This is a genomic window from Nocardia wallacei, from assembly GCF_029868745.1.
Lineage (GTDB): Bacteria > Actinomycetota > Actinomycetes > Mycobacteriales > Mycobacteriaceae > Nocardia > Nocardia wallacei_B.
This window is the reverse complement of sequence record NZ_JARWOP010000318.1, coordinates 18,531-31,094: the sequence shown is the minus strand read 5'-3', so window position 1 is coordinate 31,094 and position 12,564 is coordinate 18,531. Positions and strand designations below refer to the sequence as shown.

The 12,564-nt window shown below is 69.6% G+C and carries 17 protein-coding genes; 12 read left to right on the top strand and 5 right to left on the bottom strand.

Annotated elements, in window-relative coordinates:
- Positions 1-228: 228 nt before the first annotated feature.
- The gene (locus QH470_RS29970) at positions 229-498 is read left to right on the top strand and encodes a helix-turn-helix domain-containing protein (RefSeq protein WP_280275725.1); all 270 of its coding nucleotides are present in this window, start codon (positions 229-231) and stop codon (positions 496-498) included.
- Here QH470_RS29970 and QH470_RS29965 read toward each other — a convergent pair.
- Positions 495-1,187, bottom strand: a complete 693-nt coding sequence (locus tag QH470_RS29965) for a VanZ family protein (RefSeq protein WP_280275724.1) — start codon at positions 1,185-1,187, stop codon at positions 495-497. The genes QH470_RS29970 and QH470_RS29965 overlap by 4 nt on opposite strands.
- A gap of 318 nt (positions 1,188-1,505) precedes the next feature.
- Here QH470_RS29965 and QH470_RS29960 point away from each other — a divergent pair, with 318 nt between their 5' ends.
- A complete protein-coding gene (locus tag QH470_RS29960) occupies positions 1,506-1,667 on the top strand; it encodes a hypothetical protein (protein WP_280275723.1) in 162 nt (53 codons plus the stop codon).
- Positions 1,668-1,688: 21 nt separating this feature from the next.
- Here the strand turns inward: QH470_RS29960 and QH470_RS29955 are convergent, their stop codons facing one another.
- Positions 1,689-2,618 carry an NADP-dependent oxidoreductase gene (locus QH470_RS29955; protein WP_280275722.1) on the bottom strand — a complete coding sequence of 310 codons (930 nt, stop codon included), beginning with the start codon at positions 2,616-2,618 and terminating at the stop codon, positions 1,689-1,691.
- A 74-nt stretch (positions 2,619-2,692) separates the two neighbouring features.
- On the opposite strand from QH470_RS29955, the gene QH470_RS29950 reads away from it, so the two are divergent.
- A complete protein-coding gene (locus tag QH470_RS29950) occupies positions 2,693-3,262 on the top strand; it encodes a TetR/AcrR family transcriptional regulator (protein ID WP_280275721.1) in 570 nt (189 codons plus the stop codon).
- Positions 3,263-3,326: 64 nt separating this feature from the next.
- On the opposite strand, the gene QH470_RS29945 is transcribed toward QH470_RS29950, so the two are convergent.
- On the bottom strand, positions 3,327-3,530 hold the full coding sequence (locus QH470_RS29945) for a cold-shock protein (protein WP_067590617.1): 204 nt from the start codon (positions 3,528-3,530) through the stop codon (positions 3,327-3,329).
- Between the two features lie 146 nt (positions 3,531-3,676).
- On the opposite strand from QH470_RS29945, the gene QH470_RS29940 reads away from it, so the two are divergent.
- On the top strand, positions 3,677-4,273 hold the full coding sequence (locus QH470_RS29940) for an NUDIX hydrolase (RefSeq protein WP_280275720.1): 597 nt from the start codon (positions 3,677-3,679) through the stop codon (positions 4,271-4,273).
- A 21-nt stretch (positions 4,274-4,294) separates the two neighbouring features.
- Here the strand turns inward: QH470_RS29940 and QH470_RS29935 are convergent, their stop codons facing one another.
- Positions 4,295-4,813 carry a winged helix-turn-helix transcriptional regulator gene (locus tag QH470_RS29935; RefSeq protein WP_280275719.1) on the bottom strand — a complete coding sequence of 173 codons (519 nt, stop codon included), beginning with the start codon at positions 4,811-4,813 and terminating at the stop codon, positions 4,295-4,297.
- Between the two features lie 82 nt (positions 4,814-4,895).
- Between QH470_RS29935 and QH470_RS29930 the strand changes: the two genes are divergently transcribed.
- From QH470_RS29930 to QH470_RS29895, 8 genes are all read left to right on the top strand, one after another.
- A complete protein-coding gene (locus tag QH470_RS29930; RefSeq protein WP_280275718.1) occupies positions 4,896-5,339 on the top strand; it encodes a tautomerase family protein in 444 nt (147 codons plus the stop codon).
- A 40-nt stretch (positions 5,340-5,379) separates the two neighbouring features.
- Positions 5,380-5,715, top strand: a complete 336-nt coding sequence (locus QH470_RS29925; RefSeq protein WP_280275717.1) for a YciI family protein — start codon at positions 5,380-5,382, stop codon at positions 5,713-5,715.
- Entirely contained in the window at positions 5,712-6,929 is a 1,218-nt protein-coding gene (locus tag QH470_RS29920) for an RNA polymerase sigma factor (protein ID WP_280275716.1), read from the top strand. The genes QH470_RS29925 and QH470_RS29920 overlap by 4 nt, the downstream gene beginning before the upstream one ends.
- A gap of 113 nt (positions 6,930-7,042) precedes the next feature.
- Positions 7,043-7,531, top strand: coding sequence for an SRPBCC family protein (locus QH470_RS29915; protein ID WP_280275715.1), 489 nt, complete (start codon positions 7,043-7,045; stop codon positions 7,529-7,531).
- A 28-nt stretch (positions 7,532-7,559) separates the two neighbouring features.
- Positions 7,560-8,972, top strand: coding sequence for an MFS transporter (locus tag QH470_RS29910; protein WP_280275714.1), 1,413 nt, complete (start codon positions 7,560-7,562; stop codon positions 8,970-8,972).
- A gap of 150 nt (positions 8,973-9,122) precedes the next feature.
- Positions 9,123-9,884, top strand: a complete 762-nt coding sequence (locus tag QH470_RS29905) for a hypothetical protein (RefSeq protein WP_280275713.1) — start codon at positions 9,123-9,125, stop codon at positions 9,882-9,884.
- Positions 9,885-9,951: 67 nt separating this feature from the next.
- Positions 9,952-10,488 carry a nuclear transport factor 2 family protein gene (locus tag QH470_RS29900; RefSeq protein ID WP_280275712.1) on the top strand — a complete coding sequence of 179 codons (537 nt, stop codon included), beginning with the start codon at positions 9,952-9,954 and terminating at the stop codon, positions 10,486-10,488.
- A complete protein-coding gene (locus tag QH470_RS29895; protein WP_280275711.1) occupies positions 10,485-11,633 on the top strand; it encodes an NAD-dependent epimerase/dehydratase family protein in 1,149 nt (382 codons plus the stop codon). Before QH470_RS29900 ends, QH470_RS29895 begins: the two co-directional genes overlap by 4 nt.
- Positions 11,634-11,854: 221 nt before the next feature.
- Here the strand turns inward: QH470_RS29895 and QH470_RS29890 are convergent, their stop codons facing one another.
- Complete coding sequence (locus QH470_RS29890; protein ID WP_280275710.1) at positions 11,855-12,547, bottom strand: SDR family oxidoreductase; 693 nt, start codon at positions 12,545-12,547, stop codon at positions 11,855-11,857.
- Between the last annotated feature and the right edge of the window lie 17 nt (positions 12,548-12,564).

Here is a 12,564-nt window from a genome sequence, read left to right as displayed (position 1 = left end):
CGTTCTTCTTTCTCTTCTTTTTATTTTACTGTCTTACTCTCGTGGGTGGGGTGGGTGTGCTCGCTGTTTTTTATCTATCATTCCTCAAAAAAAAAACCCCCCCCCCCCCGCCCCCCCCCCCCCCCCCCCCCCCCCCCCCCCCCCCCAACTCCGACGTATGGAGACCGCACGATTTCTGACCCCGGCAGCAACGACAAGTTCGACGACGACGATTACCCCGCCTACACCATGGGCCGTGCGGCGGACATGCTCGGTACCACCCAGGCGTTCCTGCGCAGCCTGGACGAAGCGGAGCTGATCACCCCGCAGCGCTCACCCGGCGGGCATCGCCGCTACTCCCGCGCCCAGCTGCGTATCGCCGCCCGCGCCCGAGAACTCATCGACCAGGGCACCCCCCTCGAGGCCGCGTGCAGGATCATCAGCCTCGAAGACCAACTCGCCCGAGCCCAGCAGCACAACGCGTCCTCCGAGCGAGCCACCACCCCGGAACACGACTAGGGGCGCCACCAACCGCGTGACGCCAGCGCGGCGAGCCCGGCGCCTGCCGTGTTGACCAGTACGTCGTCGACCGACGACACCCGGTCCAGCTGCAGTACGTACTGCGCGACCTCCACCGAGATCGAGCAGCCCGCCGCGAGAGCCGAGATCCGCGGGAGCGAGGCCAACGCCGGAAACCGCAGCGGGGCAAGCAATCTCAGCGCCGCGAAGACCAGCAGATTGCCGACGATCTGAATCGTCGCCGTCGCCGGGCCGGCCGACAGGACCGCGAGCAGGTCCCGCAGCGGGACCAGGCTCACCCGGCCGGGGACGGCGCCGGCCCGGGCGCCCGGCAACATGATCAGCCACACCCACGGCACCGTCCCGTAGACGATGCCGACCTCGGCCAGCGACTTGCGCCACGCCCACGGCGACGTCGTGCCGGTGGCGATCCGGTGGCGCGCCAGCGCCCACACCGTGAGCCCGGCCAGCGGCAGAGCGGCCAGCGTGAGCAGTGCCACGCCGTTGAACGTATACAGCCAGACGTGCCGATCGGCGGCGATGCCGCCTCCGGGCGTGGATCGCCGCGGCATCAGCAGCGGCCGCCGCAGGACATAGGCGACAATCGCCGTGCCGACGATCACCAGACCGGCCGGCACGGCCCTACGGACCGGGCCGCCCGGCGCCGCCAGTGACGAGGAATTCTCCATTCCCCAATAGAAGCCGGAACACGGTTGCCGCGCCGTATGCGATTTTCGATACACCCGCGATACACCGGCCCTGGACTCCAGCTCGGCCACGCGGTGGCGCAGAAGCCGTCGTTCCGGCTCGGCGGTGAAGCGGCGGGAGGGGACAGCCGGGGTGACTCATCGCGGGCCTCGCGGTGCGCGGGGTACCATCACGGTAAGCGCTTCGGTTGAATCGTGATCTCCCTGCCGCCCGAACGGGGTCTCCCTTACCTCGGTGCGGCATCGAAATGCCCGCGAGACAAGGTAATTCGTCGCGGCTAGTGGGATGTGGGTGCAAGAGTGAGCAGCACGGACGACAGGTCGAAGAACCTGTTCAGCCACCTCGACGGACCAGTCGAGACCGGTTCGGCGCCCAGTGGCGACGGCGTATACCGCCTCGAATTCAGCGCCGCCCCGGATACCGTGGGCACGGACAACACCACGGGCGGCGACGGCCGATGATCGGAAACGACACTCCCGGGATCAGAGGGTAATCACGACCTTTCCGTGGACGTGCCGCCCGGCCTGCAGTGTGACGGCCTCGCGGATCTGCTCGAGCGGGTAGGTCGCGGCGATCGGCACGGTCAACTCGCCGGTGCGCACCGCGTCGGCGATTCGCGTCATGGCGTCGGGTCCCGCGTCGATGCCGCCGGTCGCGCGCACGCCGCCGGGCGGGTTCGGGCCCGCGGCGATCGTGGAGATTCGCTCGGGCGGGACGCCGAGAGCCAGTGCGGTCTCGGCTGTTTCGGTGCCGAACAGGTCGGTGGCCGCGGTGACGGCTCCGGGTGCTAGCGTGTGTACGCGATCGGCTAGTCCGGCGCCGTAGGCCACGGGCTCGGCGCCGAGTTGCCGGAGGAATTCGAAGGTGCTCGGTGCGGCGGTGCCGATCACTCGGGCGCCGGCGAGTTTGGCGAGTTGTACGGCGAAGATGCCCACACCGCCCGCCGCGCCGCCGATCAGGACGGTGTCGCCGGACCGCAGGCCGATCGCCGCCAAGGCCGCGGCGGCCGTCATGCCTGCCACGGGAAGGGCGGCCGCGACCTCGTCGCTGATGCCCTCCGGCGTGCGCCAGACCGCCTCGGTCGCTCCGCCGGACGTCCCGAGCACCACGAAATCGGCGGCGGCCCGGCCCAGCGCGCCACCGTAGACGCGGTCGCCCACCGCGAAACCCGCTGCACCGGTACCGATTTCATCCACGATCCCGGCGAAGTCGTAGCCGAATCCGGCGGGCACGGTGATACCGAACTGCGCAGCCGCTTCGGGTCGGGAGGCAAGGCCCCAGTCCATGGGGTTCAGGCCGGCGGCGGTGACGCGCACGCGGATCTCGCCCGGCCCGGCGTGCGGCTCCGGGACCTCCCGCACCCGCAGTACTTCGGGACCTCCGAACCTCTCGTAGATGACGGCACGGCTCATGGCTACCTCCAGTGATAGGACTTGGTCCCGTCACTCTACGCCGGTGACGGGACCAAGTCCCGTATGCTGTTCGTATGGCTCGCTGGCAACCCAATGCCCCGCAGCGCCTCGTCGTCGCCGCGCTCGAGCTGTTCGAGGAGCGGGGCTACGACAACACGACGGTGGTCGAGATCGCGGAGCGCGCAGGGCTCACGAAGAGCAGCTTCTTCCGGCATTTCCCGGACAAGCGCGAGGTGCTGTTCGGCGGTGACACGATGACCGACCTGGTCGCTGCGGGGATCGCCGCGGCGCCGGACGAGGTGACCCCGCTCGAGGCGGTGGCACATGCCCTGGACCTGATCGGACGGGAAGCCTTCACACCCGATCGCCGCGCCTTCGGTGCCCGGCGGCGGGCGGTGATCGCCGCCAATCCGGAATTGCGCGAACGCGAGGCGCTGAAGGGGCTCCGCCTCACCGCCGCGATGAGCGAGTCACTCGAGCGCCGCGGTGTTCCCGGCTTGACCGCGCGTGTCGCCGCCGAGCTGGGCGCGCTGGCCTGGGATCTCGCCTACGAGCGGTGGAGCGACCCGGCCGCTGATGCGGAGTTCGGTGACCTGGCCCGGCGGGCACTGGCCGAAGTGCGCGCGGCGGGCTCCAGGTGCTGAGGGGCGTCGAGAAAAAGCAAAACCCGCGCCGTGGCGCGGGTTTCACAGGTTTTACCGATACCGGCTAGATAGCGCGGACGCTCTGAGCCTGGGGGCCCTTCTGGCCCTGCCCGATCTCGAACTCGACACGCTGCCCCTCCTCGAGGGACTTGAAGCCGGAGCCGGAAATCTCGGAGTAGTGGACGAAAACATCCGGGCCGCCACCGTCTTGCGCGATGAAACCGAAGCCCTTTTCGCCGTTAAACCACTTCACACTGCCTTGCGACATACTTTGTCTTAACTTCCTGTTGCGAGCCGGGCGATCACTTCAACAGCCCGTACCCGTCCCCCAGCATGCCACACTTCCGGCCCGAAGGCCGCATAGGGCATGGTGACCTATGCCGCAGTCGCGGTAGTGCGAGGAGTGATACCGGTATGGACCAGCAGATACTCACGGAGACCCTGCGAGAATTCCGACCCGTCGAGATTCCGCCGCAGGGTCGGCGCGGCGCGGCGATTGTGATCCCGGTCGGCGTGCGGCAGGGGGAGCCCGTCGTCTGTCTCACCAAGCGCAGCACGTCGCTGCGCTCGCATCCGGGCCAGTACGCCTTTCCCGGCGGGCGCATCGACAGCGGTGAGACGGCGGTCGAGGCCGCTGTCCGGGAGTTGTCCGAGGAACTCGGCGTCCGGGTGACGCCCGCCCAGGTTCTCGGCCGGCTCGACGATTTCGCCACCAAGTCGGGATATGTCATGTCACCGTTCGTGGTGTGGATCGGGGACGAGGTCGAGGCGATACACCCGAATCCCGGCGAAGTCGCCGAGGTGTACCTCGTGACGCTCGACGAAATCGATGTGGACCCGCTCTTCGTCAGCGACCCGGCCGTCGCGGAACCCATTGTGCAGTGGCCATTTCGGGGCGCACTCGTGCACGCGCCGACCGCGGCCGTCCTGCACCAGTTTCGCGAGGTGGTGCTGCGCGGCCGCCACACCCGCGTAGCGCATTTCGGACAGCCGGTGTTCGCCTGGAAATAACCGCCCGGTATCGCCGCGCCGTCACGGCGCGGCAGAGCCGTCGCGAGATTCGTTCGCCCGTCGCGCCAGGACGCGCGTCCCCGGCCCACTGGCGGCGCCGGGGCCGGGCAGCGCCGTCACCTTCGTGGCCCGCACCGGTTCGCGGCACGCCGAGCAGCAGACCTGCGGGGTGAATTCCGCACCGCAATCATCGTGAATCAGGCGCACCGGCGGCCCGCCCGGCGGCGTGACCCACTTGTCGCCCCAGGCCATCAGGGCCAGGAGTACCGGCACGAGGTCGCGCCCGGCCGCGGTGAGGTGGTACTCGTGCCGCGGCGGCCGATCCTGATACGCCCGCCGTTCCACGATGCCGTCGCCGATCAGCGTCTCCAGCCTGCGCGTCAACAGGTTTCGCGAGATGCCCAGGTTCTCCGCGATGTCGTCGAACCGGTGCAGGCCCAGGTGGAGATCCCGCACGATCAGCAGCGTCCACCATTCCCCGACACGTTCCAAGGACTGCCCGATCGAGCAGTGCATCTCCGCGAAGCTGGTCCGTTGCATGTTCCCCAGTCTAGAGGGTTGATTGATTGAACTCACTCGGCGTACGGTTGCCGACCATAGGGTTCAATGAAAGGACTTACCAATGCCGTTCGTGGAGTTGTTCGTTCCCAAGGGTTCGCTGGACCAGGGCAGCCGAGAGGAGATCGGTGGTCGCTTGGTGTCGGAGGTGATGCTCGCCGAGGGCGCGCCGGACACCGAGGCGGCGCGGTCGATCTCCTGGCTGGTGGTGAACGAGATCGACGCCTGGTTCGTCGGCGGGCGGCGGCTGCCCGCCGGAGAGAAGCCGAAATACGTGGTGCGAGTGGGTGTTCCGGCCGGTTCGATGAACGACGACAAGCGTGCCGACATCGTGCGCCGGGTCACGAAGGTGCTCGCGGACGCCGACGACGATCCGGCGCGTTTCGCCGAGGCCGCCACCGCGTGGGTACACATCAACGAGGTGCCGGAGGGCAACTGGGGCGCGCGCGGGGAGATCGTGCGGATCGAGGACATCATGTCGCTGGTGGCGGGCGCGCCCGCACGGTGAAACGGTCGACTCGGCATCGGCCGCCGGGCATAGTGGGGCGATGAAATACGTGCTGCTGATCTGCGATGACGAGTCCGTCTCGCCGAGCAACGAGGAAATCGCGGCCGATCCGGCGCACCGCGCGTGGCACGCGGACGCGGAGCGGCGTGCCACCCTGCTCGGGGGCGCGCGGCTGCGCCCGGTGGCGGACGCGACGACGGTCCGGGTCCGCGACGGCGAAACGCTGGTGACCGACGGTCCGTTCGCCGAGACCAAGGACTTCATCGGCGGTATCGACATCATCGACTGCGCGGATCTGGACGAGGCGCTCGCGATCGCGGCGGGTCACCCGTACGCCCGCCACGGTTGCGTCGAAGTCCGCCCCGTCTGGGAATGACCGCGTCGGACGCGGTGCGCGCCGCGGTCGAGGCGGCGTATCGCGAGGAGTGGGGTCAGGTGGTCGCGACGCTGATCGGGGCGACCGGCGACTGGGATCTGGCCGAGGACTGCGCGCAGGAGTCGTTCGCCGCGGCCCTGGCCGCCTGGGAACGCGACGGCATTCCCGATCGGCCGGGCGCCTGGCTCACCACGACGGCCCGCAACCGCGCCACCGACCGGCTGCGCCGCGACACCACGGGCCGCGCCAAACTGCGTGAACTCGCCGTTCTGGCGCGGGAGCCGGAAGGTGCTGCGGGAGAAGAGATTCCCGACGAACGACTGCGGCTGATCTTCACCTGCTGCCACCCCGCCCTGGCCCTGCCGGCGCGCGTCGCGCTCACCCTGCGCACCCTGACGGGTCTGAGCACCGCCGAGATCGCGAAGGCGTTCCTGACCACCGAGACCACCATGGCGCAACGGCTGGTGCGCGCGAAACGCAAGATCGTCGAGGCCGGGATCCCGTACCGGGTGCCGCCGGTGGATGTGCTGCCGGAGCGGATGTCCGCGGTGCTCGCCGTGCTGTACCTGATCTTCAATCAGGGTTACGACGAACAGGACGGGCCGCGGGCGCTCGCGGGCGAGGGCATCCATCTCGCGCGGGTGCTGGTGCGGCTGTTGCCATCCGAACCCGAGCCGCGCGGCCTGCTCGCGCTGTTGCTGCTGTCGGAGGCCCGCCGCGCCCACCGGACCGTCGACGGTGTGCTGGTTCCCCTCGAGGAACAGGACCGTTCCCGGTGGGACGGCGCGCTGATCGCCGAGGGAGTCGCGACGCTGGAGACGGCGTTGGCCGTGCGGCGGCCCGGCCCGTACCAGGTGCAGGCCGCGATCGCCGCGTGTCACGCCACCGCGCCCGACGCCGCGGCGACGGACTGGCGGCAGATCGCGGCGCTGTACACCGAACTCGCCCGCTTGGCGCCCTCGCCGGTGGTGGATCTCAACCACGCGGTGGCGATCGCGATGGCCGAGGGCGTCCCGGCGGGTCTCGCCCGCGTCGACGAACTCGCCGAATCCGGTCGGCTCGCGGGCTATTACCTGCTGCCCGCGACCCGCGCCGATCTGCTCCGCCGCGCCGGGCGGGCGACCGAGGCCGCCGCCGCGTACCAGCAGGCGCTCGCCCTCGCGCCCACCGCTGCCGAGCGCCGATACCTCACGGGCCGGTTGCGGGCGCTCTGACCTGCACGGCGGCCCGTCCGTAGAAAATTTTCGAAAAATCTCCCAGCCGGTGTCGATCCCGGTCGACCTCGTTCGTCGGTGGGCAAAACCCACCGAACAGAGAGGTAAGACCGATGTCGCACACCGATCACCTGACCGCCACCATCACCGTCGACCACACCCCGGAGGAGGTCTTCGCGGCCGTCACCGACGTACGCGGATGGTGGAACGCCAACATCATCGGCGCCACCGCCGCCCGGCACGACGAGTTCGTCTTCACCGACGACTGCGAATATCCGGGCGAAGCCGCGCGGTCGGACACCGGAATTCGCTTCTGCCGGTTCCGGATCACCGAGGTCGTGCCCGGCGCCCGCGTCGTATGGCACGTCGTCGACTCGTACCTCGGTTTCGTCGCGGACCACGACGAGTGGACCGGCACCGACGTCGTCTTCGACATCGCGGCCACCCCGGAGGGCACGACGCTGCACTTCGTCCACCGCGGCCTGACCGCCTCCGAATCGGAATGCTTCCAGGCCTGCTCGCGCGGCTGGACCTTCTACATCACGAAGAGCCTCCCGCAATTGCTCGCCACGGGCGCCGGGGACCCGATCGCGAAGTACTGACCGCCCGCGCGTCGAGAGGACACGAATCATGACATTGATCGAAAAGACCGCGCGGACAACGATTCCGGAATCCGGCCGGGCACGTCCGGCGCGGCGTGGACTCGTGCTGGGGCTGGTGTGCGCGGCCCAGTCCATGGTGTCGGTCGACATCGCCATCGTGAACGTGGCGCTGCCCTCGATCCAGCGGGATCTGCACGTCGGCAATGGCGGCGCGCAATGGGTCGTCGTCGCCTACGGCCTGCTGCTGGGCGGGTTTCTGCTAGTCGGCGGGCGGCTGACCGACCTGGTGGGGCGGCGGCGGATGCTGCTCGCCGGGCTGACGCTGTTCACCGCTGCCTCGTTGCTGGCGGGGCTGTCGCAGAGCTTGGGCCTGCTGGTCGCCGCTCGGGGCTTGCAGGGTTTGGGCGGTGCGCTCGTCGTGCCCGCGGCGTTGTCGCTGCTTGCCGTCACCTTTCGGGAAGGGCGCGAACGTAATCGGGCCCTCGGCGTCTTCGGTGCCGTGGGCGGCGCGGCGGGGACGCTCGGCGTGGTCGCGGGCGGGTTGATCGCCGGTGGTCCCGGCTGGCGCTGGGCGTTCTTCATCAACGTTCCGGCCGGGCTGGCGCTGCTCGCGATCGTCGCGGTGTATCTCGTCGCCGACCGCTCCCGCGACCGCTCGGGGCGGCTCGACCTCGCCGGCGCGGGCACGGTGACCAGCGGGCTGCTGCTGTTCGTCTACGCGCTGCACCATGCGGCGACGCACGGCTGGACCGCGATGTCCACTCTGGCGTGGGGCGGTGCGGCCGCGGTGGCGCTGGCGGCGTTCGTGGTGATCGAGACGCGCGCGGCGACGCCGCTGGTGCCCGCGGCGGCGGTCCGCAACCGCACGCTGCTCGGCGCGAACCTTACGGCGCTGTTCGGCTTCGGCGCATTCTTCTCGTTCATCTTTCTCGGATCACTGTTGATGCAGCAGGAATTCGGCTACTCGCCGGTGCGGACGGGGCTGGCGTGGCTGGCGACCACCACGACCGTGTTCGTGACCTCGACGGTCGCGGGCCGCCTCGCCGCGGCGGTGAGTGTCCGCCGGATGCTGATCACCGGACTGGCGCTCATTGCCGTGGGCATGCTGTGGCTGACGCAGATCTCCGCCGACGCCGGATATCTCGCCGGGCTGCTCACGCCGTTCCTGCTCGCGGGGCTCGGCTTCGGGCTGTGTGTCCCGTCGCTGCAGATCGGCGCGCTGGCCGGGGTCACCGAGGCGGAAACGGGATTGGCCGCCGGTCTGATCGAGACGATGCGGGAGATCGGCGGCGCGGCCGGGGTCGCCGCGGTCTCGACCGTGCTGGTGGCCGGTACCGGGCTCGGCGGTTTCCATGCCGCGTTCGCGATGACCGCGGTGCTGTCCGTCGCGGGAATCCTCACGGCCGCAACCGTATTCGGGCGGGAGAGCGCGGTCCGGTAAGCGCGGTGACAGCCCGCGCGCCGGTGCCGCGGGCGGTCCATCCGGCCGCTGCGTTAAGCGCATTGCAAGATACCCGCTAGCGGCCGTGCGCAGAATCGGGCGAATCCACTACCGGACCACACTCGCGATACAGGGCCACACGATATGCAGATGATCCCAGGCCGGCACGGGAGCGACGACAGCGACTCCGAGGCCGCGACGCCACTCGACGACTACAGCCTCGGGCTGATTTCAGCGCTCGAGCTGCGACCCGACGCTCGTCTCCTCGATATCAGCGCCGCATCGGTCGGGCTGGCGGCGGCGCTCGCGGCGAAATATCCCGCGGCCCGGGTGAGTACCGCGGATCACCGGACGCTGTCGGCCGGTTGCCGGGTCGGCACAGTGTCCCCGAATTCCCCAGGGCGACAACGTGGCCGGAGATTCGATCTGATTCACTCCCGGCTCACACTCGGAAAGGCCGCCGCGCGCAACAGCATTGTGGCGACCGCGACCACCATGCTGCGTCCCGGCGGCGTCCTGATGCTCACCGAGCCCTATCAACTCGACGACGCCGCCGCGCCGGACCCTGTCCTGGGCAAGGTGCTGGCGGCCTATCACGATCACGCCGTGCGGACCGGGGCGGCGCTGACCTGGATTCGCACCGTGCCGTCGCTGCTCACCGGATTGGAATTCACCGATATCCAGGTGCACGCGCTGCCGATCCGGCTCGGGGGCGGCGCACAGGATCAGTGGTGGGGCGGAATCGAATCCGCCCACGACCGGCTCGACGTATCGCCCGCCGACATCCGCGACGTGCACCACATGTCCAATTCCCCCGGCTGGGTGGACATTCCGCAGATCCTGCTGACCATCATCGCCCGAAACCGCCAGGCCACCGGCCCATGTTTCGGGCAATCCGCATTCCCGCGGTAACTTCGCGCTTGATAGTCGGACTCTCCCTAATGAAGAATGTGGTTTCCGGCTATGTGAAGGGACTGGCATGAACGCTTCGGTCCATGAGGAACCAGCGGCGGATCTCGAGGAACTCCGGCACTTCCGCGATGTAGAGGCCATCAAGCAGTTGAAGGCGCGGTACTGCCGGTATCTGGATATGAAGGACTGGGCGGCATGGCGGGGGTTGTTCACCGATGATTTCGTCGGTGATACGTCCGAGGCGGGCGGGCGGCTCGTCACCGGCGCCGACGCGTTCGTGCAATTCCTGATCGCCACCCTCGGCAAGCCCGCGCGCATCACCGTGCACCAGGTGCACGCGCCGGAAATAGAGCTGACCTCGCCCACCACCGCCCGGGGCTGCTGGGCGCTCCAAGATGTCGTGGCTCTGGCTCCCGGACTGCACATGGTCGGTTACGGGCACTACCACGAGACCTACGAGAAGACCGACGGCCGTTGGTACATCAAGACCTCCAAGCTGACTCGGCTGCGCGAAGACCTCCACACTCCGATCGTCTCCGTCCGAATCCCGGCTCGGTTGCGTGATGCGGCGGGCGCGGCCGCGGCACGGAGGTCGGCGAGATGACCGATACCGTTCTCGTCACCGGAGCCTTCGGTCAGGTCGGCAAGCGCTGCGTGGAGATCCTGCTGTCGCGCGGCCGCACCGTCGTCGCCACCGATCTGCGCACCGAGGCCACCCTGGCGGCCGCCGCCGGTGTGGACGCCCCCGGGCACGACGGCACGCTGCACACCGTCTACGCCGACCTGCTCGACGAAGCGACCGTCGGCGCGCTCGTCGCCGAGCACCGGCCCGGCGCGATCGTCCATCTCGCGGCGTTGTTTGCGCCGCGGTCGTACCGGAATCCGGCCTTGGCGAGGCGGATCAGCGTCGAGGGCACCACCGGTCTGGTCCGGGCCGCCCGCGCCCTCGCCGAGCCGCCGCTGTTGCTGTACGCCTCCAGCGCCGCGGTCTACGGCTCCCGCAATCCGCACCGCTATCCCGAGCTGATCACCCCGGACACGCCGGTGCATCCGATCGATCAATACGGCGAGGACAAGGTGCTGACCGAGGCGGTCGTCACCGGCAGCGGACTGCCGCATGCGATCCTGCGCCTGGGCGGAGTGCTCTCGCCCGACGGCACGGCCGGCGTCAACGGCGACTACCTGCTGCTCATGCGCGCCACACCCGGCGACAACCGGCTCCACGCCGTCGACGCGCGCGACGTCGCGACCGCCTTCGCCAACGCCGTCGACCGCCGCGCCGCCGTCGACGGCAAGATCCTGCTCATCGCGGGCAACGAGACCTACCGGCACACGCACCGCGACGTCGAGGACGAGATGCTCGCGGCCTTGGGCATCGGCCGCCTCGGACCGTCCGCGAGCCTGCCCGGCGATCCCGGCGACGACCGCGGCTGGAGCTTCACCGGCTGGTTCGACACCACCGAATCCCAAGCCCTGCTCGACTATCAGCACCACGACTGGCAGCAGACCGTCGACTGGATCGCCCGAAGCCAACCCCGCGCGATCCGGGCGGCGCTGCGCGTCCTCGGCCCGGCGCTGCGCCCGATCCTGCGCACACTCCTTGCGCTCCAACGGCGTTCGGAACGCCGCGGCCGCTACGCCGATCCGTGGAAACTCATCGCCGCCAAGTACGGCCCCGACGTCCTCGCCTCCGGCGGCTCCATCGCGAAAGACAGTGGCGCGGGCGCCATTCCGCCGATGCCGGACTAGCGGGCCACGGATCGCCCGCGACCCGCGGTGGCGTGCATACGGCGTCGGCTCCCCACGAATTACGGTGTGCGTCCGAATGGCATTGCCGGGCAGTGTCGTTTGCGCGGATCAACGACTCCGGCCGGACGGCTGTCGACTGGGTGTCGAATTGCCCAGTGCCGCAGTCGATCACGGTGCTACTGACAGTGGCGAGGCGGTCGGTCCGAGCGTCCGCTGTGGGTTCACGGTAGTGGGGCGGGCCGGTATCGGGTATCCGGCAGGCCGGGCCGGACCAGCACCTCTATCCCCGCCTCGCCGCCGCGCAGGCTGTCCACGATCGCGACGGCCACCGTGTCGGCCGACAGCATCGCGATACCGGCGGACCGGAACCGATCCCGCCCGGGAGCCGTCAGCGGCGTGTCCACCAGCCCCGGACAGACCGCGTTCAGGCGGATGTTCTCCTGCGCGAGCGGCCCGGCCAGCGACCGCACCAACCCGATGACGGCATGTTTGGTCATGGCGTACACGGGATCCTGCGGCGTCGCCCGCACGGCCGCGAGCGAGGCGGTGACGACAATGGCGCCACCGCCGCCGCGGCGCATGACCGGCAGCCCGGCCCGCAGTCCCCACATCACCGCGTGCTGGTTGACGCCCACTACCGCGTGATAGCGGTCGAGGTCCAGGGCGGCCGGGTCCTTGTCGGCCGAATTGCGCCCCGCGTTGAGCACCAGCAGATCGAGGCGATTCCCGGCGGCCGCGACGGCGCGCACGGAGGATTCCGGATCGGTGAGATCCGCGACGACGGCCACCCCGCCGATCTGCTCGGCCACCTCCTCGACGCGCGGATCATGGTCCACTACAACGCAATCCACCCGCTGCGCCGCGAGCAGCCGGGCGACGGCCGCGCCGATCCCACCGGCCGCCCCGGTGATCACCGCCGTCTCACCATCGG